This window comes from Pseudomonas sp. LB3P14, from assembly GCF_054898045.1.
The window spans coordinates 1,544,472-1,568,903 of the sequence record NZ_CM142714.1 but is presented as its reverse complement, the minus strand read 5'-3'; the positions used below and the strand labels follow the sequence as shown (position 1 = coordinate 1,568,903).

Genomic DNA, 24,432 nt, shown 5'->3' with positions numbered 1-24,432 from the left:
CGGCTATGCTCCAGTGATCTTCGTTGGTCGGGAAATGCGTAATGCATCCAAGTCGATCCCTGCTGATTCGGCCAGGCCAGATTCTGCTGCTTGGCGTATTCGGCCTCAGTGGCTGCGTACGGCTGGGCCCGGACTTCCAGTCGCCCGGCGAAGAATGGGTCAAGCACTGGAACACCCCTGCCCTTGAGCAATCCAGCCAACGCGGGCTCAACCCGGACCTGCGTCAGTGGTGGCAAGTCTTCGCCGATCCGGTTCTCGACCACCTGATTGCCGAATCGGATGCTCACAACGCCAGCCTTAAGATCGCCGGCCTGCGTGTGATGGAAGCCCGCGCCCAACTGGGCATTGCCCAAAGCGGGCTTTACCCGCAACTGCAGCAGGCCAGCGCCGATAGTCTGTACTTCAATCGAAAACAATCGGGCGGCAGCAATCCGCAGGACAGCCATTTCTGGCAATACAGTGCCGGTTTTGACGTTGGCTGGGAGCTGGACTTCTGGGGACGCTTCAGTCGCGCCATCGAGTCGTCCGATGCCAGTTACTTCGCCGCCCAGGCCAACTATGAAGACGTGCTCGTGCTGTTGCGGGCGCAAGTGGCCGACACCTACTTCTCGCTGCGCACCACCGAAGCGCGTTTGCTCGTCGCCCGAGAAAACGCCAGGCAGCAAAAGCGCAGCTTCGAGATCACCGAGAAGTTGTTCAACAGCGGTCAGACTGCCGAGCTCGACCTGCAACAAGCCAAGACCCAGTACCTGGGCACGCTGAGCACTATCCCCAATCTCGAAGATCAGTTGTTGCGCACCCGCAATGCGTTGGCCGTGTTGATCGGCCAGCCGCCCGGCGTGCTGCCGCAGCTGATCGAGAATGAAGGATTGATCCCGCTGGTCGACAGTGCCGTGTTGCAGGATGTACCGGCCAATCTGCTGCTGCGTCGGCCCGACGTGCGCGCCGCCGAGCTCAATGTCGCGGCCCAGTCGGCGCTGATCGGCGTGGCCGAAAGCGATTTCTACCCGTCACTGACCTTGTTGGGCAGTATCGTCTGGTCAGCCGACACGCTGAAGGGCACCTCCAAAAGCCTGGACCTGATCGGCGGCCCCAGTCTTCGCTGGAACCTGTTCGACCACGGTCAGATCAGCAACAACGTGCGCGTGCAGGATGCGCGTTTGCAGCAACTGATCGAGGCCTACCGCGACAAGGTTCGTCAGGCTGCGCGTGAGGCTGACGATGCCGCCAGCGGCCTGATCAAATCACTGGAGCGTGAACGAATCCTGCGTGAGGCCGAAGTGGCGGCCAAGCGCTCGCTGGTGTTGGCCAGTTCGCTGTACCGCGAAGGGTATTCGGACTTCCAGCGGGTGCTGGATGCTCAGCGTGCGTTGCTCGAACAGCAGGACAACTACCTGATCGCGCGCAGCAACGCGGTGAGCAATGTGATTGCCCTGTACAAATCCCTGGGCGGCGGTTGGTACAGCGCCCAGCCGAACGTTGACTACCTTACCCGCAAGCAGATGGAAAAACGCACGGACTGGGGCGATCTGCTGGATGAGCCTACCGCTGCGCAGCCAGCCTTTCCCATCCCACAGAAGGTAAAGAAAGATGAGTGAAGCCGCGCAGCCCTCCCCCGACGCGCCCGTCGCCAAAGCGCCAGAGCCGGCTCCCGACTCGGCGAAAAAAGGCATCAAGTGGGTGTTGCTATTGATCATCCTGAGCCTGGCCTGGTACCTGTTGGCGGACCGCTTCACACCCTATACGCAGCAGGCACGGGTGGGTGCCTTTGTGATTCCGGTGGCCGCGGAAGTGGCGGCTCGCGTGACCCGTGTAAACGTGCGTAACAACCAGGACGTCAAGGCCGGCGAAGTGCTTTTTGAGGTGGATGCTCAGCCCTATCAGATTGCCGTCGATCGCGCGCGTGCTGATCTTGAGTCGACACGCCGGCAAATCGGTGCCAGCACGGCCGGAATCGCGTCGGCGCAAGCGTCGTTGCGTGCAGCTCAAGCCAACGAACGCAAGGCCCGGCAGGACAATCAGCGTCTTGAAGGTTTGTATCGCGAAGACCCGGGTACCGTATCCGTGCGCCTGCTTGAAGTGTCCCGCGCCAACCATGAACAGGCGGTCAGCCAGGTGGCCGCCGCCCGTGCCGAAGTTCAGCGTGCGCAAGAGCAGGAAGGTGGCAGCGACGAAGAGAACGCCCTGCTGCGCAGCGCCGCCACGGCGCTCTCAAAAGCCGAACTGGACCTGGCCAATACGCAGATTCGCGCTCGCTCGGCCGGCCTGATCACGGACCTGCGCACTGACGTTGGGCAATTCGCTGCTGCCGGTAGCCCGGTCATGACCCTGATCGCCATCCACGATGTGTGGATCAGTGCAGACATGACCGAGAACAACCTCGGTCTGGTGAAGCCCGATACTGCGGTGGCGATTGCACTGGATGCGCTGCCAGGTCAGGTTTTCGAGGGCCGCGTGCGCAGTGTCGGCTACGGTGTCAGCGTGGGTCAGTCGCCTGCGCCCGGCACGTTGCCCAGTGTGCAGAACAGCCGCGACTGGCTGCGTCCGGCACAACGCTTCCCGGTGATTATCGAATTTTCTGCCGAGTCAATGAACACACTGCGTGACAGTCGCGCCATCCGTGCCGGTGGGCAGGCCGAAGTCATGGCCTTCCCCACCCAGGGCAACCCGCTCAACCCGCTCGGTCGCGTATTCCTGGGACTGATGAGTTGGCTGTCCTATGTCTACTGAACGAACACCCCGGGTTCAACGCGCACTGCGCCTGGCTACCGGCACGGCACTGTGCCTGGCGATCAGTTTCGGCCTGGGTTTGCCGATCCCGTTTATCGCGCCAGTGCTTTGCTTGCTGCTGTTGGCCACGCTCAATCGTGCGCTGCCCTTCAAGGCCGCACTAGTACTCGCACTGGTGGCGATGTTGACGACCGGCATCGGCCTGCTGTTGATTCCGATCCTGCGTTACTACCCCGTCAGCGGTGTGCTGCTGATCGGTGCAAGTCTGTTCCTGGCGTTCCGTTTCGGTCTGCGTGGCGGCAACAACCTGATCGTCACGTTTCTGGTGATTGGCCTGACGATGATCTCTTCAGCCGGTGTGGCGGATTTTGATTTGGCCGCGATGGTCATCGGTGCGTTGGTCAAGGGGTTGCTTTTGGCGGTCATGGTGCTGGCGCTGAGTCATTGGCTGTTTCCCGAACCGGCCAACGCCCCATCACCCCCGGCCGCTCCGACCATGCCAGCGGAAGAAGTCGGTCGAGTGGCGCTGCGTGCCACCCTGATCGTGCTGCCGACTTTTCTGTTGGCGCTGATCGATCCGGCCAGTTATCTGCCGATCATCTTGAAGGCCGTGACCCTGGGTCAGCAAAGCTCGACGACGACCGCACGCCAAGCCGGTCGTGAGCTGGTCGGTTCAACCCTGTTCGGTGGCTTGCTGGCCATTGTGTTCTGGTGTGCCCTCAGCCTGTTCGTGCATCTGTGGATGTTCTTTTTGTGGATGCTGCTGTTTGGCCTGGTGCTGGCGCGCAAGCTGTATGGCCTGAGTCCCACGCGGTTGAGCCCTGGGTTCTGGCTCAACAGCCTGATCACGATGATTATTTTGTTGGGTCAGTCGGTTCAGGACAGCGCGGCGGGCAAGGACGTTTACACCGCCTTCGCCGTGCGCATGGGGCTGTTCATCGTTGTGACGCTGTATGCCGACTTGATGGTGCATTTACTCGATCAGCGTCAGCCAAAAAACGCTCAAGGATTAACCTGATACCCCTTCCCTTGCAGGCAACTGGTATAGGCCGTTGAACTGGTCGCAGCACTGGTTTTCTGCTGCGTCCGGCGTTCCTGACGCTGGCGTGAGCCACCCACTACGGCGCCCGCTGCCGCTGTCCCTTTTGCCTGGTTCTGGCGATAGTCCTGCTTCACGTCCTCATCGACGCGATCATAAAACTCGTCATGCTGACGGCCGCGCACCTGCGCCCCCGCGGCCCCTGCGGCAGCGCCCACAGCGGCTCCCTTCAGCCTTCCACCGGCAGGAGGCGGTGCAGTCGAGGCGCTCTGACTGGCCGCGATGTTGTTGCAATCGGTGATGTCCACTTGGGTTTGTTGCGAACTCTGACCTTTCATCGGCACGACCGTTTCCGCCCATCCCTGGGTCCAGGAAACCGACAGTGCGATGCACAGGCTAATGGGCGACAACCTTTTCATGATGACCTCCTGATGAGCGTGGTTCACCCTGAAAGATTGTAGTCCACCCCGCCCCGCCCACCCGTTCGTGGTCTATATCTCCATCACTATTCGGTCATCGACCCATCGCACGGGCACTGCCTCCAGTTGCGCGCCCTTGCAGGGACCGTCGATGCAATGCCCGTCTTCGAAACGAAACATCGCGCTGTGATGAGCGCACATCAGGATTTTGCCGCGATAGGTGCAAAATTCTTGCGGGCGATAGTCCAGAGGCACCGAAAAATGCGGGCAACGGTTGATGTAGACCCACACCTGTTCGCCTTGTCGCACCGCCACCAGCCCGCCAGGATGCAATTGCCGGTGTTCAGGCAGACCCAGGGCGCCGCCATCAGTGATGTCATCCAGTTGGCATAACGTAATGATGGTCATGGTCAGCCGCGCAATTCCGGGTTGCCAAGGCTCCAGTGCCAGGGGCGAATCTGAATACTGGCAAACAGTCCGGCCTGAACATACGGATCGTCCTGTATGAACGCCTCCACCTCCGGCAGACTGCCCGCCTCGATGACCAGCAACGTGCCATTCATGGCCGCACCGGCCTCATCGAGGGTCGGGCCGCCGAGCCGGACGACCACCCGATGCGTTTCGGTCGCTCGCAAGTGCGCCTGGTGACTGGGCCGCAAGCGCTGACGCAAGGCCAGGGAATCCGGGTGATCTGTAGCGAATACCGCAAAAAACTGTCCCATGGTTCACTCGGTTTCCATGACGAATTCGTAACATGCGCGCTTGAATGGCACTTCGATACCCAGTCTGGCGGACACGTCATCGTGCGCGACCCGGTCTTCATAGATCACCTGCAACGACTGTTTGACGCCGAACACCGCATCGGATTCCAGGTACGGATCATCGTGATTGAACAGGTGGGTGACCAGTTTGCGATAACCGGGCACATCAATCATGAAATGCAGGTGCGCAGGCCGCCACGGGTGACGGTTCGCAGCGTTGAGCATGCGCCCGACCGGACCATCGGTGGGGATCGGATAGCACACCGGGACAATCGTGCGAATCGCGAAATAGCCGTCGGCGTCGGTGCGATAGCGACCGCGCAAATTGCCGACCGGCTGTTCGGTGTCCTGGCCTGAATACATACCGTTTTCTGCGGTCTGCCAGACGTCGAGCACTGCGCCGGCCAGGGGATTGCCCTGAGTATCGACCACACGACCGCGCACCAGCGCCGTCTCGCCTGCGGTGAAGGCCATGTTTTCACCGAAGTCCCGCTCTGGCATGCCTTCGATGTAGAACGGTCCGAACACGGTGGTCTCGGTGGCGCTTGCACTGTGCCGATGGTTGATCGCATCGACCAGCATTGACACGCCCAAGGTGTCCGACAGCAGGATAAATTCCTGGCGCACCAGACCATCACATGTGTGGCCGGTCTCGGTCAGAAAGCGGATGCCTTCAAACCACTCCTGCTCGGTCAGTTCGACGTCGCTGACGAATGCGTGCAGGTGGCGAACCAGGCTCTGCATGATCTGTTTATAACGCGCATTGGGCGCGTCGCTGAAACTGTTCACCGCCTGCTCGGAGATCAGGATTTCTATGGCTTTGTCTTGATCGGTCATTGTTGTTATTCCGACGAGGATGGACACAAGGATCAGGCCGGCGCCAGGCCTTTAAAGGCACGGGTCAACAGCGCTTCTATCGGACCTTGTTCAAACGGCCGTGGGTTGTAATAAGGACTGGCGCAGGCGATTTGCGCGGCTTCGGCCGGCCCGTTTTCAGGCAGGCCAATGTCAGCCAGCGCCAATGGAATACCCAGCTTCTGGTTCAGCGCGTACAACAAGGCGCCCACCTCCCCCGCTTTGCTGCCGCCCAAGGCGCGGGCGGCACGTTGTAACGGTCCTGCGGCCGCTTCACGGTTGTAATGCGCCGCGTGTGGCAAAACGATCGCGTGTGCCTGAGCGTGAGGCAAATTGAACGTCCCGCCCAAGGTGTGGCAAAGCTTGTGGTGCAAGGCCATGCCGACCGAGCCCAGGCAAATGCCCGCCAGCCACGCGCCATACAACGCCTGGCTGCGAGCGTCCTGATCAGTGGGGTCATTGACCACGCCCGGCAGGGCCAAGGCCAGTGAGCGAATCGACTCTTCAGCCATGAAACCGATGATCGGATTGGTGTCCTGGGCGTACAACGCTTCAACCGCGTGGGCCATGGCGTTCATCCCCGAGCAGGCGGAAATCTGCGCCGGCAAGGTCAGCGTCAATTGCGGATCGTAGATCACAGTCTTGGGCAACACCCTGGGATCACGTCCGGTTTTCTTCAGGCGGTTTTCGGTCAGCCCGTAGATTGGGGTCATTTCCGAACCGGCGTACGTCGTCGGGATCGCCACGATCGGCAGCCCCGAATCCATGGCAATTGCCTTACCCAGACCAATGGTCGAACCACCGCCAATGGCGACGCAGCAATCGGCATTCAGACGCGCAGCTTCGACACGCGCCGCTTGCGCCACTTCCAGCGGCACATGCATCACTGCCTTGGGATAGACGCCCGCCGCGCGATCACCCAGCAACGCCGCGACCTGTTCGCCGAGCCCATGCTGTTCAGGCGTGGTGAGGATCAGCGCACGCCTGGCGCCAAGGCGCTCGATCTCTTCAGCCAGCGCCGAGAGCTTGCCCCAGCCAAACACCACGCGGGTTGGCAGGCTTTGGTAAACAAAAGGATTCATGACAGGCCTCAGCGTTTGTAGTACGGAGCGATGTTGGCGTCGACGTTGACCCAGACCGAGCGTGCCTCGGTGTAATCATGGATCGCTTCAAAGCCCATTTCGCGGCCGTAGCCCGACTGACCGACGCCGCCAAACGGGCTGCCAGGGTTGACGCGTTTGTAGCAGTTGATCCAGCACATACCGGCATGAATGGCATCGGCGATTTTATGCGCACGGGTCAGATTCTGCGTCCACAGGCCGCTGCCCAGTCCGTACTCGGAGCTGTTGGCGATGGCCAGGGCTTCCTCGTCAGTGCTGAAACGCACCACGGTGACGAATGGACCGAAGACTTCTTCCTGGCAGACACGATCACCCGGCTTGGCCTCGACCACGGTCGGCTCGACATAAAAACCGTTAGCCAGGTCTTTGTCGTCCGGCGCTTTGCCGCCGGCCAGGATCTTGCCGCCCTGCTCGATGGCGATATCGATGTAAGCCATCACGCGGTCGCGATGCAGCGCCGACGTCAGCGGGCCCATTTCGGTTTCGGGGTCCATCGGATCGCCAAGGCGAATGGATTTGGCCAGCGCGATGAAACGCTCCAGGAACTGGTCGGCGATGTCTTTATGCAGAATCAAACGCGAACCGGCGATGCAGGCCTGGCCCTGATTGTGAAAGATCGCCCAGGCAGCGCCGTTGACGGCCGCTTCCAGGTTGGCGTCTTCGAACACGATGTTGGCGCCCTTCCCGCCCAGCTCCAGTTGAATACGCTTGAGGTTGCTCTTTGACGCTTCAACAATCCGGCGACCGGTCGCCGTCGAGCCGGTAAAGGCAATCTTGCCCACATCGAGGTGTTCCGCCAGCGCCTGGCCCGCGGTATGGCCATAACCCGGCACCACGTTGACCACGCCTTTCGGGAAACCGACTTCAGTCATCAGCTCGACAATGCGCAAGGTCGTCAGCGGCGTGATTTCCGAGGGTTTGATGACGATGGTATTACCGGCCGCCAGCGCCGGCCCCATTTTCCAGCTGGTGAACATCAGCGGGAAGTTCCAGGGCACGATCTGCCCGACCACGCCAATCGGCTTGCGCTGCACGTAATTGAGAAACCCGGCTTCGACCGGAATCACCGCACCTTCGATCTTGTCGGCCATGCCGCCGAAATAACGGAAACAGGCCGCCGTACGCGGAACGTCGAGGCCACGGGAATCCCGAATCGGGTGCCCGGTGTTCAGGGATTCGAGCTGAGCCAATTCTTCGCCACATTCTTCGATCTTGTCCGCCAGTTTGAGCAACAAGCGCCCGCGTTCAGCGGCGGCAAGGCCAGACCAGGCCGGGAACGCACGTTTGGCGGCGGCAACCGCGAGATCGATGTCAGCGGCTTCGGCGGCGGCGATGCGGGTGATCAACGAACCGTCATGGGGTGACACGACGTCGATGGTGCCGCCAGCGACCGCATCAACGAAGCGGCCATCGATATAGAGCTTATTTTGCATAATATTTCCCTCTCACCGCGACCATGGCGCAGTGTCTGACGACTTGATTATTGAGAGCATGCCCTGCTGAATAGCCCGGCGTGATGCCGGGCAAGACAAAGGTCTTAGAACTCGATCGGATACGGCTTGAGCTCACCGCTTTCGTAGCGCTGCGGCAGGTTCGGCGTAGCGTTCTCCCACACCAGCAGCATCGAGCGCTTGGTCGAGTAGCCCTGATGACGAATGTCCGCCGGCATGGCGCAAATATCGCCGGCACGCATGGTGATGCGCGCTCGCGGGTTGCCGTCGTCCTTGTCGCCGACGTCCCAGAGGATTTCATCGGACAACTGCAAGAACCACTCGACCCGGTCATTACCATGGAACACCGGCAGGATGAACTCTTCAGTGGTCGGGCAGAACAGGCTGGCCTTGCACACCGAAGTCACCGACGGGTTCCAGGTCACGTCGGAGCGCGACAGGTACTTGAACAGGCTGAACGCATGCAACTCACCTTCGAAACCTTCGGCTGCGTGTACTTCCGGCTCGTCCTGAGGAACGTCGATGAACTGGCGATTGACCTGCAAATCGTTACGCAGCGGCGAGTCATCTTTCAGGCCCGGCATGCGCTTGGTGGCGATGCGGAAGCGTTCGATGGCCTCGATGTTGTTGCCGTTCTTGCGACCGAACGCCGAACCGGTTTCTTCCGGTGCCGCGAAGGGGTCGAAAGTGGCATTGGTCCAGTCCCGCAGGATGGCCTTGAAGGTCGCCATGATCAGCGGTGTTTCAAAGTTTTCGGTGTAATTGACGCCAGCGGCCTTGAGCGTGCCATTGAAGGTGCCGGCGTACAGGTCGACTTTGCCGTAGTAATTGCGGGTGCCAATGACGTGGTCGAAGTTGACCCAGCCGTAGAAAAAGCCCCAGGCCACGTCGCGCATCATGGCGCGCAGAAAGGCATCGACAGGAATCAGGTGCGAGCGAGTCTGACCTTTGGCCGGCCAGGTGATACGGGCAAAATACTCGTCGCGCGACAGTTCGAAGGCACCGAGTTTGAATGAGCGATAGCCGGTGACGGCATGGGGCGCGCTGGCCTGGACTTCGTCGTCGGCAAAGGGTGTGTTATCGGCAGCGTTTTCAAGCATGGCCATGACGGGATTCCTCTTGTTGCTTTTGTTAGATGGGAAGGCGCTGATCACTTGAAGCAGATGTCTGCCCACTTCTCGACCGACAACGGCCCTTTAATGGTCTGCTGCAGCACCACGCCGGGACGGCTGGCTTCGAAGCGATACGCAGTGCCCGTCGGCAGCAGGCACTGGTGACCGCGCTTGAGCAGCACGTAGCCCATCGGTTTGCCCCCCGGCACTTCACCAGCCACTTCACCGGCCAGCCGAGTGCCCTCGCCGTCTTTCAGAGGCGCATCGAGCTTGAGGAAATCCACCCGGACTTCACCGTCCATTACGATGGCGAATTCGTCGTGCGCCGCTGTGTACCAAGGCGACTGTCCTTCGGCGCGCAGGGTTTCAATGACGTAGCCAAGATTGAGACCGACGACAACTTTTTCATAAGGAAGGGATTTGTCCGCCACTTCGAAAATGTTCGAAAAGGCGTAATGACTGGCCTGGCCGCTGATGATTTCAACCGACCCTTTGCGGTAGTTATCCAACGAGCCGAAGACCGTTTCGATTGCAGCGCTACTCATGGTTTTCACCGTTTTGTTGTTGTAGTAACAGTGAGTCAACAGTACGACGCAGCTGCTGCGGGAACAATTAGGGAGCCGGCGACAACAGTGTTCGCGAAACGCAAACACTGCAGCGGCAAACGTACTGCTTAGCGTACCCAGCCACGCTCAAGCAACGGTTTGTCCCAGCACGGTTCGTCACCGAAGTTTTCCACCAGGAAATCGATCAGCGTGCGCACTTTCAAGGCCCGGCGCTGGGTGGCGGGATACACCGCGGAGAAATTGAAGGATGACAATGCGTACTCCCGCAGTACCGGAATCAGTCGACCGCTGAGCAGGTCATCGCTGGCCACCAACGTCGGCAAACACACAATGCAGACCCCGGTCGACGCGTAGTCGCGCAGCAAATGCACCGAATTCGAACGTACCTGCCCCGGCAGGCTCAGCTCCACCTGCTCGTGCTCGCCGGTGAAGAACCAGCGGTTGCGCGACGGATAGCCTTCGTACAAAGCTATTTTGTGTTGCAGCAGCTCCTGCGGATGCTTGGGCACACCGAACTCGGCGGCATAATCGGGTGACATGCAGAACAACCGGCGAACGCTGAACAACTTGCGCTCAATCAGGGTTTCCGCCATCGGCGGGAACATCTGGAACGCCACATCGAAACCCTCTTCGATCGGGTCCACCACCCGGTCATTGACGATGACGTCGACCTCAATGTCCGGGTACAGCCGCGTGAACTCGGCGAGCATTCTGCCGAAGTGACCGATGGCAAAGCCTGGCAGCATCTGCACGCGCAATTTGCCGGTGGGTTTGGCGCGCAACTCGCGCATGTGTTCAGTCAGCGAGTTGAAACTCGCGACCATGTCCGCGCACTCCTTGTAGTACGTCTCGCCCACTTCGGAGAGCCGGACATGCCGCGTACTGCGATGGAACAGCGGTGCATTGATGAACTGTTCCAGCTGTTGAATGCGGTGAGTGATCACCGAACGGGTCACGCCCAATTGCTGAGCCGCCTTGGCGAAGTTGCCCGTTTCGGCAACACGCACAAAGGCTTCGACACTGAGTAAACGATCCATGGGGCAGGTTCTCTGGATGTTTTTGTTCTTATAGGAACAGCGAGGTTAGCCTGTCGCCCCCCCGCACTCCACATCCCTGACAGCGCGCTACTCGCCGCTTTGAACAGATAACCGCCGCTGCATGGGGAAAACCTGCCAGCCCAGGCGTTCACTGATCAGCCCCCAAACCCCTTGCGGCGCCTTGAGCATCATCACCACCGCGACCACGCCCAGAATGATCATGTAAACGGCGCCGTACTGCGCCAGACAACCACGCAACACAAAGTAAATCAGCGTGCCGATCAATGGCCCCTCCAGAGTGCCAATGCCGCCGATGATGACAATAAAGATCACCACCGCCGTCCAGTCCTGCAGGTTGAACGCCGCATCCGGTGAAATACGCAGTTTCTGCAGGAAGATCAGCGCCCCGACCACGCCCGTGCAACCGGCGGCCAGCACGTACACCATCAACTTGGTACGGAAGGTGTTGACCCCCAGGCTGCCGGACGCCGGCTCGGAATCGCGAATTGACGCCAGGGCCAGGCCTTGCCTCGAACGCAGCACAAAGAACACCACGGCCACGGCGGCAAGGGCGATGGCCAGTGCAGTGAAGTAGATCAACATTTCGCGCTCGTCCCGGTCATTGCCGATCTGCCGCACAATCGCCGCCGGCAGACTTTGCCCGGAACCGCCGCCGAGACTGCTCATCTGCGCCAGCCCCAGGCGAAAGACTTCGGCCACCACCCAAGTGCCAATGGCGAAGTAGGCACCGCGCAGCCGAAACACAATCAAGGCTGTGGGAATCGCCAACAACGCGACCAGCACGCCCGAGAGCAGGACCGCGAACAATGGCGGAATACCAAACCGGGTGGCCAACATAAACAGCAGATACCCACCCAGACCGACGAACGCCTGCTGTCCGACCGAGACCATGCCTGCATAACCCGCCAGCAGGTTCCACATTTGTGCCAGCGCCAGGTAATAAGCGAACTCCACCACCAGTCGCAGACTTGAGCGATCTGCCCAGAATGGCGCACTGATCAACACCAACACACAGACACCCAGCAATGACAGGCCGATCATGCTGCTGGTGGTCGTGCGCTGTACGCGATAAGTGAGCGCAGGATTATTCAAGGCATTCATCAGTCGACACTCCGGGGGAACAGGCCACGCGGGCGCACGACCAGAATCAGCAGAAACACAAGATGACCGGCGAGGATTTGCCAGCCCGGATCGATTTTTGCGCCCAGCGCCTGGGCGACGCCGAGAATTACACCGCCGGCCAGGGTGCCCCACAGGCTGCCCAACCCGCCGATGATCACTGCCTCGAATCCGTACAACAGACGCGCCGGCCCCACCGTGGGGTCGAAACTGGTGCGAATCGCCAGAAACACCCCGGCTATCGACACCACAGCCATCGCCAGCGCCATGGCCAGACCGAAGATATGCGCGTTGTTGACGCCCATCAGCCGCGCGGTGTGCTGGTCATCGGAAGTGGCGCGAAACGCCCGGCCCAGTGCGGTTTTGTAAAACAGCAGCTGCAAACCACCGATGATCAGCAACGCACTGCAAAACACAATCAGTGGCATGACGCCCACGCTCAAACTGCCGAAGCCGACACTGGCGACTTCAAGGTCACCCTGAGACAGCTTTTGACTGTCTGCGCTGAAAAACTCCAGTAGCACGTTTTGCACGATGATCGACAAACCAAAGGTCACCAGCAGCGGCGGCAGGATGTCCTGGCCAAGCGTTCGGTTGAGCAACAGCCGTTGCAGCAGGTAGCCGAAGCAGAACATCAGCGGCACCACCAGCAGCAAACTTGCCAGCGGGCTGAACCCCAGATGATTGACCACCATCAGTGCCAGGTACGACGCCAGCACGATGAAGTCGCCATGGGCGATATTGACTAGGCGCATGATGCCGAACATAAGCGACAGCCCCACCGCGAACATCGCGTAGAGGCCACCCAGCAACATGCCTTGAAGCAAAGTATTGAGCCATTCCATAAACTAGATCCCGAAATAGGCGGCTTTGATTTGCGCTTTGTCCGCCTCCCCAGGGCGGCCGGTCAGGGACACGCGCCCTTCCTGGAAGCAATAGAAACGGTCGCAGACACTCAGCGCCTGATTGATGTCCTGCTCGACGAGAATCACCGTGGTGCCGTCGGCCTTGATCGAGGGCAGCGCGGCGTAGATGTCCTTGATCGTGGTCGGCGCGAGGCCCAGGCTGATCTCGTCGCACAACAGCAAATGCGGGTTGGCCATCAAGCCCCGGCCTATCGCAACCATTTGCTGCTGACCGCCGGACAGCGCGGTGCCGGGACGCTTGCGCAGTTTTTCCAACACTGGAAACAACTGATAGATCCGCGCCAGCGTCCACGGGCCGGGGCGTTTGCTGTAGGCGCCGATCAACAGGTTTTCCTCGACACTCAGCGAAGGAAACAGCTTTCTGCCTTCCGGCACCAAAGCGATGCCACGTTCAAGCACCCGATTCGCCGCCAGATCACCAATCGCCTGCCCTTTGAAGGTGATGGCGCCGGGCTGGTTTTTGATCAGCCCGGCCAGCGACCGCAGGAACGTCGATTTGCCCGCGCCGTTGGAGCCGATGATCGCCACGGTTTCGCCCGCCTCAAGGGTCAGGCTGATATCGAACAGCGCTTGAAAGTCGCCGTAGCCGGCACAGAGTTTTTCGATGGACAGCAGGTTTTCATTGGTCGACATGCTTCAGCTCCCGATGCCCATATAGATGTCCTGGACCCTGGGGTCGGCCATCACACTGCGCGGTTCGCCCTCAGCCAATTTGGCGCCGAAGTTGATCACCGTCAGGCGGCTGACCACTGCCAGCAAGGCATGCACGATGTGCTCGATCCAGATGATGGCAACCCCGGCCTTGTGAATGCCCTGAATGGTTTCCACCAGCGCCAGGCACTCCGGTTCGGTCAGGCCACCGGCGATTTCATCCAGCAACAGCAGCCGCGGTTGAGTCGACAACGCGCGGGCCATTTCCAGGCGCTTGCGGTCGAGCAGTGTCAGCGAGCCGGCCAGGACGTTGGCCTTGCGCATCAGCCCTGTCAGTTCCAGGGTCTGCGCGCACCATTGGCTGGCGTCCTTGTCGCGCAATCGCGCCCCGAACGTCGCGCCGACCAGCAAGTTCTCGAACACCGTCATTTTCACGAACGGATGCGGAATCTGGTGGGAGCGCCCGATGCCTTGCTGGCAACGCTTGAACACCGGCTCGCGGGTGACGTTGCGGCCTTCGAAATGGATCGCGCCGCTGTCAGCTGCCACGCCCCCGGCGATCAGGTTGAACAGCGTGCTTTTACCCGCGCCATTGGGACCGATGATGCCCAGGGCTTCACCCGGTTGCAGGGTCAGGCTCATCGCGTCCGTGACCTTCACCGAACCGTAACTTTTGTGCACATCGTTCATTTGCAGAAGTGGCTGTTGCATGGTGCACCCGTTTCTTTTCGAGTCATCAGTACGTAATGGCCTGCATGTCGCCGCCCAGTGGAATCGCCGGTGCGGTGGCATTGCTGGTCACGATCAGGTCGTATTTGTTGTCATTGCCCAATCGCCATTGGCCGCTGACCAGAGGCGTCTTGGCGACGTTCTTCACCGGTCCGTCTTTCCAGCTGATCGGCCCGACCACGGTGTTGAGGTGGGTCTTGAGCAATGCATCGCGTACCGCATGCGGGTTACCGATTTCTTCAGTGCGCTTGAGGATGTCCACCGCCAGTTCGAACAGGGCATGCACGAAACCCAGCGGTTGAGTCCACTGCTTGCCGGTCGCCTGAGTGAAGCCCTGGGCCAACTGCCCGGCACTGGCGCCGGTCAATGAAGAGCTGAACGGGTGTGTCGGGCTCCACCAGATTTCGGTCGACAGGTTGTTGCCGGCCTTGCCCAGCGCTTCGACCGCAGTGGGAAACAGCAGCGCCTTGCCGACCGACACCGCTTTGGGCTTGAAGCCCTGCTGGCGAGCCTGGGTCCAGAAGGTGGTCAAGTCAGGTGGAATGACCACGCCGGTGACGATCTCGACGTCGGCCTTTTTGAACGCGGCGATCTGTGCCGAGAAATCGTCGGTCAAGCTTTGAAAGCGGCCGGGGTCGACCACCTGGAAACCCTTTTGCGCCAACACCGGTGGAAAGCCCAGTTTCGGATCGCCCCAGGCATTGCCGTCGCCATCGTTGGGGAACAGACCGCCGACCACCTTGTTGGACGGCATCGCGCCCCACATGGCGCTGTAAGTGCCGATCACATCCTCCAGGCCCCAGAAAAAGTGATAGGTCCACTCGAAACCCTGATCCGGCTTGCCACCGCGGGTAAAGAACCATGGCTGCCACGGCGCCACCGTGGAAATACACGGAATCTCGTTGATTTCGCATTGGTCGGAGACCGGGTTGGTGGTTTCCGGCGTCGACGAAACCAGCATCAGGTCGACCTGATCAGAGAGGATCAGCTCGCTCGCCACTTCCGCCGCGCGGTTGGGGTTGGACTGGCTGTCCTTGACGATGACTTCCAGGCGATAGGCCTTGCCGGCCACGGTGATCGAGTTCTTCAACGCTTGCTTGAGCGATTCGATGATGTAGTTGTCGGCCGCCGCAAACGGTGCCAACGGCCCGGTCTGCGGACTGACATAGCCGAGTTTGATCACCCGCTCGCTGCCCAGGGCGAAGTTGAACGGCATACTTGCCAGTGCCACACCGCCGGCGGCAACGCCTGTGCTGCGCAGGAAATCACGGCGTGAGAAGTCTCGGCCAAACAGGCTTTTATCGTTGTTGTCTGTCATGTAGTACTCCAATGCGGCTGCTTGCCGGCAAAGTCCGGACGAACAAAGTCGCAGCGTGTGGGCTGAGCCACCACGCAGGGTCAGGTGCTTTGCGAAGTGGGCGGTTTAGAAAAAGAAGCTGACGTCGAAGGACGCGACCAGTTGCGAGTCCTTTTGGCCATCGGCGTAGGCGTCGCGACCGGGACCCGAATGAATGTCGTAGCGCAATTCCGGTCGCAGGCGCACGTTGGGTGTCGGCGTCCAGGCCAGGTTAGTGGTGACGCCGTAGAAACTGCCCCAGGTCGGATCGGGAATTCCGGTGTGCGGGTCGATGTTGGCCATCATCACGTGCACGGGCGCATCGGTGTAGAACCACTCGGCGCGGCTGTTCCACATCAGGTTGTCAGTGAGTTTGTGGTACCAGTTGACGTCGGTGCCGTACCAGGTGGCATCGCTTTTGTTGGCAAACCCGGCGAAAGCGCCCTGCTCCTGCTTGCCGTAATTCAACTCCAGCGCCACGCGGTTGTTCGGGTCGAGCACCTGCGACAAGGTCAGGTAAGAAGCCAGGCGCTTGTAGTCGTCATCCTTGGTCCCGGCCGGCAATGGCGAGCCACAACTGCATTCGGCGAAACTGTCACCGGCGCCGTTGCCGTAGATGTTTTCCCAGTCAATCCAGGTGGTGAAATCGGCAGAGCGCCAGCGGACGTTGGCGATGATATCGGGGTCATGGTTGGGGTCCTGCAAGTTGTTCCAGCCCTGCACCACACCCAGCTCGAAGCCCAACATGCTTTCCCCCGGCGCCGAGGGCAGCTTGAACGAATACAGCGCACCGGCATGTTTGGCCGGGCCGTGCATGAAGGAATAGGTGTGCGAGTAGAAGTCAGTCGGTGCGGGTGACGGCAAGGCGAAGCCGATTTCATTTTCCAGCGGCGTGTGGAAAATCCCGATCATCAGGTCCGAACCGCCGAGCACCGGGAAGTAAAAGTCGACATACGCCTGGGCGACGGTGAATGCTTCGTCTTCGGCCTTGTTATCGCGATTGACACCCAGGTCCTCGTCCCAGCCATAGGTCTTGAAGAAACGCGCATCCTTGCCGTACAGCGCCGTGACATTGAAGCCCCAGTCAGCCTCTTGTGGCATGGGGCCGGGAAACGGTCCGACACGACCGATCACATTGCTCTTGGGTTTCTTTTCCACGGCCAGGGCGAACTGGTTGAGATTCACGCCTTCGTCGGTATTGAAAAAGCTCTGCTTGCTCACGTCATCCGTGCCGTTATTGTTATAGATCACGCCCACCTGGCCCCAGCCGTAGACCTTGATCCCATGCTCACGCTCAAGGCTGTCGCCGAAGACCCCGCGCACCAGCGAGCCCATCGGGTCGTCCGCCGCCGAAGCCGTTGATAGAAACAAAACGTTGGCACCCAGAACGGGTGCGAACAGGGTTGCTGCGCAAACCCATGCACGAATACTCATACCTGCCTTCCTTATTTTTATTAGGCGCCAAACCCCCGAGGGGGCGGAAGTCCGAAAGCAAGGTATGACGTTGAAGTGTCTGTCTTGATGAGCTCTGGCTTGGGCTCCACTCGATCATTGGCAAATCGTAGTGTTCGGCGTAATGGAGGCTACAAGCCCGTCACCACGCCAACAATTCCATTCTCGGCGACTTCAGTGTTTGCGTATTCAGAACAATCACGGCCGACGCGGAACTATTTTTCGCACCGGCACAAGCCATGACCTAACCTGAATGGCTAAAGCCGCCGGAGCATATCTATGCGTCCTGCATTGAAGTTACTCATGTGCATAGTGTTTGCGCTGTTGGGGCCGAACATCGGCGTGCTGTCGGCAGACGAAATGACAATGCCTCCAAGCGCCGCCGAAGCCAGTTCAACCACTACCGTGTCAAGGAGCGATCTGGAAGCACTGCAATTAAGGCTGGATAACCTTAAACAGCAGGTGTCACTGACCAGTAACTACACCCAGTTGGTAGGTTTTCAGGACAACGTTCAGTTGCTCTTCAGTGATGCGGACAAACTGGAGACCGCGTTACTGCCTGAGCAGGTGCAATTGCAAGGGCAACTCAGTGTGCTCGGGACTGCATCCCCTGGCAGCCTTGCTATGGAAAAGGCTGATCTGGTGAAGCAGAGGTCCTATCTCACCGCAAAAAAAGACAAGGTGGATGACGATCTAAAAATCCTCCAGGCCATCAAGGAAGGCGCGACTAACCTCATCACCCAGATTGCCAGCATTCGGCGCACCCAACTGGAAACCGAGCTGACCCAGCGCACCGCCAGTTTCCTCAGCCCCAGGTTCTGGTCACCGCTGTTTTCTCCACTGGAGGAGGATGTAAACCGTCTGACGGTATTAATCGACCAGTCTAAAAGTGTCATTTTGTCCGTCTGGCAATCCGGCCGGCGTACCGTGACCGTCACGTTGTTATTGCTGGCCCTGGCCTTCTGGTCGCCGGGGCGAAGACTGGCTGAAGGTGGCTTGACGTGGCTCTGCATCCATCGTTTACCGGAAGGACGACTGCGCAGAAGTTCATTGGCGATAGCGACGGTGCTCGCCACGCTGTTGAGCGCTGGTTGCGCAATACAGCTCATCGCTATTGCGGCTACCCGGTTTCAACCATTGCCACAGCCACTGCAAGGTTATTTCGACGATGTCGAGAAGGTCGCTTATGCCTGCGCCATGATTATCGGCCTGAGCCGGGCGCTGCTGTCTAAACGCAATCCCTCATGGCGGTTGCCTGGCATCGCCGATGAAGTGGCGCTTGCGATAAGTCCTTTCCCGGCGCTGCTGGCTGGATCAATGCTGATACTTGTATCGCTGGTCCAAGTAACCAATGCGACGGGTATGAGTTCGCAGGTGGTTCTCTTTAGCCGGGGCGTCGTGGCATTAGTCGTCATCTTGATTATTGGTGCGTTATTGCTACGCACCAATAAAACCCGCCGAGCGATGGTCATTGCCGGGGAAGCCCCTGAATCAGGCACTACGCTGGCGGGGGTGATTTATAGCGGCGTCAGCATCGCGGTTCTGATCTCGATTTTTGGCCTGCTGGTCGGTTACATCTCTCTGGCCCGATTCATCACTTACGAAATTGTCTGGCTCTATATCGTTATTGCCAGCTTCTATTTGCTGGCGCAGTTGTTCAAGGACCTGTGTGATTACCTGTTTTCTCCAAAGCACCCAAGTGGCAAGGCGATCAAACAGCTGCTGGGTATCGGCGACGTGCGGCTTGAACAAATCGAGGTTGTTGTCTCGGGTATTGGCAGGGTGGCATTGCTGTTAGTTGCCGTGATTACAACGTTTGTGGGGGGGATCGGAGCGACCTTTGGACAACTGACAGACAGGGTTTCATCGATCCTCGGCGGCGATGGCTTGCGCAAGTTGAATATCATCCCGGGAAATCTGCTGAATGCGTTTCTGGCACTGTTGATCGGTATTTACCTGATTCGATCGCTGCGCAGATGGCTGGATAACGAGTTCCTGCCGAAAACCGACATGGACCCCGGCATGGGGGCGTCGCTAAGCACCCTGTTCAGTAATATCGGGTACGCACTGGTCATTCTGCTTGCGTTGTCTTCATTGGGCGTCAAATGGACGAATCTGGCCTGGATCGTCAGTGCGTTGTCGGTGGGGATCGGCTTCGGCTTGCAGGAGATCGTCAAGAACTTCGTATCCGGGATAATCCTGCTCACCGAGCGTCCGGTCAAAGTCGGCGACCTGATCAGCATCAGCGGGGTCGAAGGTGATATCCGGCGAATCAATGTCAGGGCCACCGAGATCCAGCTCAGTGATCGCTCGATCGTGATCGTCCCCAACTCCCAGCTGATTTCCCAGAACCTGCGCAATGTGACCTTGGGCGGTAGCGCCCAAGGGGTGGCGACACTCGAACTGGTGTTCCCTCTGGATATCGACCCCGAACAAGTCAAAACCCTGCTGTACACCGCCTATTGCGACCATGAAACCATCCTCGACAAGCCCGCCCCCGTTGTTCGATTCAGCCATCTGAGCCCTGAAGGCATCACATTAACCATCACCGGCTATGTCAGCAGCCCAAGGATTGTCAGTACGACCAAGAGCGATCTGCTCTTTGAAATCCTGAAGCGACTGAGTGCGGCCGGCATCGAATTGGCCAAGCCAGTACCCCCCGCGTAATGCCCATCAGTAGCCTGCCTGGCACCTGAACATGCTCGTGATCATACGGGATCGCTGTGAATTTTTGCGCCATCGAGTGATATGTTTATTTTCATTTCATTGCATTGTGAAATAAAACGTGTCATTTATAGCCACACAAAATCATCAGGACTGATCCACTGTGCCAGATCGGACGGCATGTTCCTGTACCACCCCAACGCCCCTCCAAGGAGTCAACAATATGAACAAGACAGAACTTCTAGGTGCTCTGGCACTGTGCGCCGCAAGCCTGCTGGCTCATGCCGACGAAGACAGCCTGCGCATTGGTATCGAAGCCGCCTACCCGCCCTTCTCCTACAAGACCCCGGAGGGCAACGTCAGTGGTTTCGATTACGACATCGGCAACGCCCTGTGCGAAGAGATGAAGGTCAAATGCGAGTGGGTCATCCAGGAATTCGACGGCATGATCCCGTCACTGAAAGTGCGCAAGATTGATGCCGTGCTGTCGTCGATGTCGATCACTGAAGACCGTATGAAGTCGGTCGACTTCAGCAAAAAGTACTACCACACGCCAGGCAAGTTCGCGATGAAGGCCGGCAACGTGATCAACGACCCGCTGGTTGATCTCAAGGGCAAGAAAGTCGGGGTGCAACGCTCATCGACCTACGACCGCTTCGCCACCGAGCAGCTTGAAAAAGCCGGCGTCGACGTGGTGCGCTACGGCTCACAAAATGAAGCCTTCCTGGATCTGGCATCGGGTCGTCTGGACGCCACGCTCGCCGACATCGTCAACACCGATGAAAGCTTCATCAAAACGCCGGCCGGCAAAGGCTTCGCACTGGTGGGGCCGGATATCAACGACCCGAAATATTTCGGTCGAGGCGCCGGGATCGCGGTGCGTAAAGGTGACAGCGTGAACGTTGCACGCCTGAGTACCGCGATCGACGCCATCCGCGCCAACGGCAAGTACCAGCAAGTGATGGCCAAGTACTTCGCGTTCGATATCTACGGCGAATAAACCTTACCTGAAACCCTGTGGCGCCGGCCCCTAGCGGGCGCTTTGGGGCTTGTCTCGCGCGCCTTTTGGCGCACGTTTGAGGAACTTCATGATGCTTCACGGCTACGGATCGAGCATTCTCGATGGCGCCTGGCTGACCATTAACCTGGCCTTGACCTCCATGAGCATGGCGATTGCTTTGGGTCTGATCGGCGCGGCCTTTCGGTTGTCGCCGCTCAAATGGCTGGTGGTGCTGGGCGAAGGGTATACCACCCTGATTCGCGGTATTCCTGACCTGGTGTTGATCCTGCTGATCTTCTACGGCGGCCAGGATCTGGTGAACCGCATTGCCCTGGCACTCGGTTACACCCGCTACATCGACATCAATCCCTTTATTGCCGGCGTCTGCACCATGGGCTTCATTTTTGGCGCCTACCTCTCGGAAACCTTTCGCGGCGCCTTCATGGCGATCCCTAAAGGCCAGGCCGAAGCCGGCGCGGCGTATGGCATGAGTGGCGCACAGATGTTCTGGCGGATTCTGGTGCCTCAGATGATTCGTTTCGCCATTCCCGGGTTCACCAACAACTGGCTGGTGCTGACCAAATCCACCGCGCTGATCTCGGTGATCGGTTTGCAGGACATGATGTTCAAAGCCAAAAACGCAGCGGACGCCACCCATGAACCGTTCACGTTTTTCCTCGCGGTGGCGGCGCTTTATCTGATGCTGACCAGCCTGTCATTGCTGGTGCTGCGCTATCTGGAAAAACACTATTCGGTCGGCATCAAAGCCGCCGAATTGTGATTGGGAGCAACCCCATGATTCTCGACTACAACCTGATCTGGGAAAACCTGCCGCTGTATTTCAATGGCGCCTTGTTGACCCTCAAAGTGCTGCTGATTTCCCTGGCCTTCGGCCTGGTGCTGGCAATCCCATTGGCACTGATGCGGGTGTCCCGATCACCGCTGATCAACTTCCCGGCCTGGCTCTACACCTATGTCATTCGCGGCACGCCGATGCTGGTGCAATTGTTCCTGATCTATTACGGGCTGGCGCAGTTCGCAGCGGTACGTGAAAGCGCGCTCTGGCCTTACCTCTCCAGTGCAACCTTTTGTGCCTGCCTGGCGTTTGCGATCAATACCAGTGCCTACAGCGCGGAACTCCTGGCCGGCAGTTTGAAGGCCACGGCCCACGGCGAGATCGAAGCCGCCAAGGCCATGGGCATGTCGCGCTTCACCTTGTACCGCCGCATTCTGCTGCCGTCGGCCTTGCGCCGGGCGTTGCCGCAATACAGCAACGAAGTACTGATGATGCTGCAAACCACCAGCCTGGCATCGATTGTCACGCTGGTGGACATCACCGGCGCCGCGCGGACGGTCAGTTCGCGGTTCTATCTGCCGTTCGAGGCGTTCATAACTGCCGGCCTCATCTACCTGGCCCTGACCTTCATCCTGGTTCGTCTGTTCAAGCTGGCCGAGCGTCGCTGGCTGGCGTATCTGGCACCGCGCAAGCACTAAGGAGCTGTTATGGAGCACATTGAATACCTGTTGCCGTGGAGTGCTTTGGGCACTGAACGGAAACTGTCGCTGTTTCGTTTTGGCAGCGGGCCGCGCAAGGCCTACATTCAGGCCTCGCTGCATGCCGACGAATTGCCGGGGATGCGCGTCGCTGTCGAGCTCAAGCGCCGTTTACATGAACTGGAAGAACAAGGCCGACTGACCGGGGTGATCGAGCTGGTGCCGATGGCCAATCCGATCGGTATCGCACAGATGTTCCAGGCCACCCATCAGGGTCGCTTTGAGTTCTCCAGTGGCAAGAATTTCAATCGCGACTTCCCGAAGTTGGCCGAAGCCGTGGCGCAGCAATTGGAAGGGCAACTGGGGGAAGATGCCAACGCCAACATCGCGCTGATCCGCCGCGCCATGAGCGAAGTCCTCACCGACATGGCGGCCCCGGCATCGGAACTCGATGGCCTGCGCCGCCTGTTGTTGCAGCATGCCTGTGACGCCGATCTGGTGCTGGACCTGCATTGCGATTTCGAGTCGATCATGCTGCTTTATGCCATGCCGCAGAACTGGCCACGTCTGCGCTCATTGGCCGCTCGACTCGGTGCCGGCGCCGCGCTGCTGGCCGAGGATGCGGGCGGCAGTGCCTTCGATGAAGCCTGCGCGATTCCCTGGTTACACCTGGCCGAGCGTTTCCCTGAGGCCAATATTCCGCTGGCGTGTGTGGCGACCACCATTGAATTGCGTGGCATGGCCGACACCGAACGCGAGCAATGCATTGATAGCGCAGAGGCCATTCTTGGCTATCTCGCCGAGCAAGGCTTGATCAGCGGTGAATGGCCTGCCGTTCCTGTGACCTGCTGTGAAGCGACGCCGTTCGCCGGTGCGCAATACGCCTATGCGCCGCACCCTGGAGTGGTGAGTTTTCTGCAACCGCTGGGCGCCCGGGTCAAGGTCGGCGATCCGCTGTTCGAAGTGATTGACCCGCTGACCGATCGCCACAGCGTGGTGTGCGCCAGCACCGACGGCATCCTCTATGCCCGTGAACGCCTGCGCTTTGCCCAGCCCGGTTTGTGGCTGGCCAAAGTGGCCGGCAGCACCCCTATTCGCCAAGGCCGCTTGCTCAGCGACTGATTCTCGAGAGTAAAAACATGTACAAACTTGAAGTTCAGGATCTCCACAAAAGCTACGGCACCCACCACGTGCTCAAGGGCGTGTCACTGGAAGCGAAAGCCGGTGACGTGATCAGCCTCATCGGTTCCAGCGGCTCTGGCAAAAGCACCTTCCTGCGTTGCATCAACCTGCTGGAGCAGCCCAACGCCGGCAACATCGTACTTAACGGTGAACAACTGAAACTGGTGAACAACAAACTCGGCGGGCTCAAGGCTGCCGAACCCAAGCAGTTACAACGCATGCGTTCGCGGCTGTCGATGGTGTTTCAGCACTTCAACCTCTGGTCGCACATGAGCGCCCTTGAAAACGTGATGGAAGCCCCGGTGCATGTGTTGGGTATGGGCAAGAAAGAGGCGCGGGAAAAGGCTGAGCACTACCTGAACAAAGTCGGCGTGGCGCACCGGATGGACGCCTGGCCGGCGCATATGTCGGGCGGCGAGCAGCAGCGAGTGGCGATTGCCCGAGCGTTAGCCATGGAGCCGGAAGTGATGCTCTTCGATGAGCCGACCTCGGCACTCGATCCCGAACTGGTCGGCGAAGTGCTCAAAGTCATGCAGGACCTCGCACTCGAAGGCCGCACCATGGTGGTCGTGACCCACGAAATGGGCTTTGCCCGCGAGGTTTCCAATCAACTGGTGTTCCTGCACAAGGGCCAGGTCGAAGAGCGTGGCGACCCGCGCGAAGTGCTGGTCAACCCGCAGTCCGAACGCCTCCAGCAGTTTCTTGCCGGCAGCCTGAAATAACCCGACCGGCCCGATCACCGACCCTTGGCAAGCGCTGCACACCGA

24 protein-coding genes are annotated in these 24,432 nt (G+C 59.3%); 9 read left to right on the top strand and 15 right to left on the bottom strand.

Translation table 11 applies throughout. The features are described from left to right. The first annotated feature begins 41 nt into the window (after positions 1–41). The 3 genes from ACYZT5_RS07290 to ACYZT5_RS07280 are packed head-to-tail and all read left to right on the top strand — an operon-like array spanning position 42 to position 3,748. Entirely contained in the window at positions 42–1,598 is a 1,557-nt protein-coding gene (locus ACYZT5_RS07290; protein WP_462050477.1) for an efflux transporter outer membrane subunit, read from the top strand. Further along, a complete protein-coding gene (locus ACYZT5_RS07285) occupies positions 1,591–2,730 on the top strand; it encodes an HlyD family secretion protein (RefSeq protein WP_462050476.1) in 1,140 nt (379 codons plus the stop codon). The genes ACYZT5_RS07290 and ACYZT5_RS07285 overlap by 8 nt, the downstream gene beginning before the upstream one ends. Next, positions 2,720–3,748, top strand: a complete 1,029-nt coding sequence (locus ACYZT5_RS07280) for a DUF2955 domain-containing protein (RefSeq protein WP_462050475.1) — start codon at positions 2,720–2,722, stop codon at positions 3,746–3,748. Before ACYZT5_RS07285 ends, ACYZT5_RS07280 begins: the two co-directional genes overlap by 11 nt. Here ACYZT5_RS07280 and ACYZT5_RS07275 read toward each other — a convergent pair. From ACYZT5_RS07275 to ACYZT5_RS07205, 15 genes are all read right to left on the bottom strand, one after another. After that, a complete protein-coding gene (locus ACYZT5_RS07275; RefSeq protein ID WP_462050474.1) occupies positions 3,733–4,188 on the bottom strand; it encodes a hypothetical protein in 456 nt (151 codons plus the stop codon). The genes ACYZT5_RS07280 and ACYZT5_RS07275 overlap by 16 nt on opposite strands. Positions 4,189–4,260: 72 nt before the next feature. After that, positions 4,261–4,596, bottom strand: a complete 336-nt coding sequence (locus ACYZT5_RS07270) for a Rieske (2Fe-2S) protein (RefSeq protein ID WP_462050473.1) — start codon at positions 4,594–4,596, stop codon at positions 4,261–4,263. Positions 4,597–4,598: 2 nt separating this feature from the next. Then, on the bottom strand, positions 4,599–4,910 hold the full coding sequence (locus tag ACYZT5_RS07265) for a YciI family protein (protein ID WP_462050472.1): 312 nt from the start codon (positions 4,908–4,910) through the stop codon (positions 4,599–4,601). A 3-nt stretch (positions 4,911–4,913) separates the two neighbouring features. Continuing rightward, entirely contained in the window at positions 4,914–5,786 is an 873-nt protein-coding gene (locus ACYZT5_RS07260) for a dioxygenase family protein (RefSeq protein WP_462050471.1), read from the bottom strand. 32 nt (positions 5,787–5,818) lie between these two features. Beyond that, positions 5,819–6,886, bottom strand: coding sequence for a maleylacetate reductase (locus ACYZT5_RS07255; RefSeq protein WP_462050470.1), 1,068 nt, complete (start codon positions 6,884–6,886; stop codon positions 5,819–5,821). Positions 6,887–6,894: 8 nt separating this feature from the next. After that, positions 6,895–8,358 carry an aldehyde dehydrogenase family protein gene (locus ACYZT5_RS07250; protein ID WP_462050469.1) on the bottom strand — a complete coding sequence of 488 codons (1,464 nt, stop codon included), beginning with the start codon at positions 8,356–8,358 and terminating at the stop codon, positions 6,895–6,897. Positions 8,359–8,462: 104 nt separating this feature from the next. Further along, positions 8,463–9,482, bottom strand: coding sequence for a hydroxyquinol 1,2-dioxygenase (locus tag ACYZT5_RS07245; RefSeq protein WP_462050468.1), 1,020 nt, complete (start codon positions 9,480–9,482; stop codon positions 8,463–8,465). A gap of 44 nt (positions 9,483–9,526) precedes the next feature. Then, a complete protein-coding gene (locus tag ACYZT5_RS07240; protein ID WP_462050467.1) occupies positions 9,527–10,033 on the bottom strand; it encodes a hydroxyquinol 1,2-dioxygenase in 507 nt (168 codons plus the stop codon). Positions 10,034–10,161: 128 nt separating this feature from the next. Further along, positions 10,162–11,091 (bottom strand): LysR family transcriptional regulator, encoded by a 930-nt coding sequence (locus tag ACYZT5_RS07235; protein ID WP_462050466.1) that lies wholly within the window; start codon positions 11,089–11,091, stop codon positions 10,162–10,164. 87 nt (positions 11,092–11,178) lie between these two features. After that, complete coding sequence (locus ACYZT5_RS07230) at positions 11,179–12,213, bottom strand: branched-chain amino acid ABC transporter permease (RefSeq protein WP_462050465.1); 1,035 nt, start codon at positions 12,211–12,213, stop codon at positions 11,179–11,181. After that, on the bottom strand, positions 12,213–13,076 hold the full coding sequence (locus ACYZT5_RS07225; protein ID WP_462001019.1) for a branched-chain amino acid ABC transporter permease: 864 nt from the start codon (positions 13,074–13,076) through the stop codon (positions 12,213–12,215). The genes ACYZT5_RS07230 and ACYZT5_RS07225 overlap by 1 nt, the downstream gene beginning before the upstream one ends. A 3-nt stretch (positions 13,077–13,079) precedes the next feature. Next, positions 13,080–13,772: an ABC transporter ATP-binding protein gene (locus ACYZT5_RS07220; protein ID WP_462052207.1), complete on the bottom strand. Its 693-nt coding sequence runs from the start codon at positions 13,770–13,772 to the stop codon at positions 13,080–13,082. 21 nt (positions 13,773–13,793) lie between these two features. Beyond that, entirely contained in the window at positions 13,794–14,519 is a 726-nt protein-coding gene (locus ACYZT5_RS07215) for an ABC transporter ATP-binding protein (protein WP_462050464.1), read from the bottom strand. A 25-nt stretch (positions 14,520–14,544) separates the two neighbouring features. Continuing rightward, the gene (locus tag ACYZT5_RS07210; protein WP_462050463.1) at positions 14,545–15,855 is read right to left on the bottom strand and encodes an ABC transporter substrate-binding protein; all 1,311 of its coding nucleotides are present in this window, start codon (positions 15,853–15,855) and stop codon (positions 14,545–14,547) included. Between the two features lie 105 nt (positions 15,856–15,960). Beyond that, entirely contained in the window at positions 15,961–17,307 is a 1,347-nt protein-coding gene (locus tag ACYZT5_RS07205; protein ID WP_462050462.1) for an outer membrane beta-barrel protein, read from the bottom strand. Positions 17,308–17,604: 297 nt separating this feature from the next. Between ACYZT5_RS07205 and ACYZT5_RS07200 the strand changes: the two genes are divergently transcribed. From ACYZT5_RS07200 to ACYZT5_RS07175, 6 genes are all read left to right on the top strand, one after another. Further along, entirely contained in the window at positions 17,605–19,992 is a 2,388-nt protein-coding gene (locus ACYZT5_RS07200; protein WP_462050461.1) for a DUF3772 domain-containing protein, read from the top strand. Between the two features lie 220 nt (positions 19,993–20,212). Next, positions 20,213–20,989, top strand: coding sequence for an ABC transporter substrate-binding protein (locus ACYZT5_RS07195; RefSeq protein ID WP_462050460.1), 777 nt, complete (start codon positions 20,213–20,215; stop codon positions 20,987–20,989). Positions 20,990–21,080: 91 nt separating this feature from the next. Beyond that, a complete protein-coding gene (locus ACYZT5_RS07190) occupies positions 21,081–21,770 on the top strand; it encodes an ABC transporter permease (protein ID WP_462052206.1) in 690 nt (229 codons plus the stop codon). 14 nt (positions 21,771–21,784) lie between these two features. Continuing rightward, on the top strand, positions 21,785–22,483 hold the full coding sequence (locus tag ACYZT5_RS07185) for an ABC transporter permease (RefSeq protein WP_429510000.1): 699 nt from the start codon (positions 21,785–21,787) through the stop codon (positions 22,481–22,483). 9 nt (positions 22,484–22,492) lie between these two features. Continuing rightward, positions 22,493–23,605 carry a succinylglutamate desuccinylase/aspartoacylase family protein gene (locus ACYZT5_RS07180; RefSeq protein ID WP_462050459.1) on the top strand — a complete coding sequence of 371 codons (1,113 nt, stop codon included), beginning with the start codon at positions 22,493–22,495 and terminating at the stop codon, positions 23,603–23,605. A 17-nt stretch (positions 23,606–23,622) separates the two neighbouring features. Further along, on the top strand, positions 23,623–24,387 hold the full coding sequence (locus ACYZT5_RS07175) for an ABC transporter ATP-binding protein (RefSeq protein ID WP_462050458.1): 765 nt from the start codon (positions 23,623–23,625) through the stop codon (positions 24,385–24,387). The last annotated feature ends 45 nt before the right edge of the window (positions 24,388–24,432 follow it).

Excerpts from the sequence above, each read along its gene's own strand:
- ACYZT5_RS07290 (WP_462050477.1), top strand. The coding sequence starts at position 42 with ATGCATCCAAGTCGATCCCTGCTGATTCGGCCAGGCCAGATTCTGCTG.
- ACYZT5_RS07285 (WP_462050476.1), top strand. The coding sequence starts at position 1,591 with ATGAGTGAAGCCGCGCAGCCCTCCCCCGACGCGCCCGTCGCCAAAGCG.
- ACYZT5_RS07280 (WP_462050475.1), top strand. The coding sequence starts at position 2,720 with ATGTCTACTGAACGAACACCCCGGGTTCAACGCGCACTGCGCCTGGCT.
- ACYZT5_RS07275 (WP_462050474.1), bottom strand. The coding sequence starts at position 4,188 with ATGAAAAGGTTGTCGCCCATTAGCCTGTGCATCGCACTGTCGGTTTCC.
- ACYZT5_RS07270 (WP_462050473.1), bottom strand. The coding sequence starts at position 4,596 with ATGACCATCATTACGTTATGCCAACTGGATGACATCACTGATGGCGGC.
- ACYZT5_RS07265 (WP_462050472.1), bottom strand. The coding sequence starts at position 4,910 with ATGGGACAGTTTTTTGCGGTATTCGCTACAGATCACCCGGATTCCCTG.
- ACYZT5_RS07260 (WP_462050471.1), bottom strand. The coding sequence starts at position 5,786 with ATGACCGATCAAGACAAAGCCATAGAAATCCTGATCTCCGAGCAGGCG.
- ACYZT5_RS07255 (WP_462050470.1), bottom strand. The coding sequence starts at position 6,886 with ATGAATCCTTTTGTTTACCAAAGCCTGCCAACCCGCGTGGTGTTTGGC.
- ACYZT5_RS07250 (WP_462050469.1), bottom strand. The coding sequence starts at position 8,358 with ATGCAAAATAAGCTCTATATCGATGGCCGCTTCGTTGATGCGGTCGCT.
- ACYZT5_RS07245 (WP_462050468.1), bottom strand. The coding sequence starts at position 9,482 with ATGGCCATGCTTGAAAACGCTGCCGATAACACACCCTTTGCCGACGAC.
- ACYZT5_RS07240 (WP_462050467.1), bottom strand. The coding sequence starts at position 10,033 with ATGAGTAGCGCTGCAATCGAAACGGTCTTCGGCTCGTTGGATAACTAC.
- ACYZT5_RS07235 (WP_462050466.1), bottom strand. The coding sequence starts at position 11,091 with ATGGATCGTTTACTCAGTGTCGAAGCCTTTGTGCGTGTTGCCGAAACG.
- ACYZT5_RS07230 (WP_462050465.1), bottom strand. The coding sequence starts at position 12,213 with ATGAATGCCTTGAATAATCCTGCGCTCACTTATCGCGTACAGCGCACG.
- ACYZT5_RS07225 (WP_462001019.1), bottom strand. The coding sequence starts at position 13,076 with ATGGAATGGCTCAATACTTTGCTTCAAGGCATGTTGCTGGGTGGCCTC.
- ACYZT5_RS07215 (WP_462050464.1), bottom strand. The coding sequence starts at position 14,519 with ATGCAACAGCCACTTCTGCAAATGAACGATGTGCACAAAAGTTACGGT.
- ACYZT5_RS07210 (WP_462050463.1), bottom strand. The coding sequence starts at position 15,855 with ATGACAGACAACAACGATAAAAGCCTGTTTGGCCGAGACTTCTCACGC.
- ACYZT5_RS07205 (WP_462050462.1), bottom strand. The coding sequence starts at position 17,307 with ATGAGTATTCGTGCATGGGTTTGCGCAGCAACCCTGTTCGCACCCGTT.
- ACYZT5_RS07200 (WP_462050461.1), top strand. The coding sequence starts at position 17,605 with ATGCGTCCTGCATTGAAGTTACTCATGTGCATAGTGTTTGCGCTGTTG.
- ACYZT5_RS07195 (WP_462050460.1), top strand. The coding sequence starts at position 20,213 with ATGAACAAGACAGAACTTCTAGGTGCTCTGGCACTGTGCGCCGCAAGC.
- ACYZT5_RS07190 (WP_462052206.1), top strand. The coding sequence starts at position 21,081 with ATGCTTCACGGCTACGGATCGAGCATTCTCGATGGCGCCTGGCTGACC.
- ACYZT5_RS07185 (WP_429510000.1), top strand. The coding sequence starts at position 21,785 with ATGATTCTCGACTACAACCTGATCTGGGAAAACCTGCCGCTGTATTTC.
- ACYZT5_RS07180 (WP_462050459.1), top strand. The coding sequence starts at position 22,493 with ATGGAGCACATTGAATACCTGTTGCCGTGGAGTGCTTTGGGCACTGAA.
- ACYZT5_RS07175 (WP_462050458.1), top strand. The coding sequence starts at position 23,623 with ATGTACAAACTTGAAGTTCAGGATCTCCACAAAAGCTACGGCACCCAC.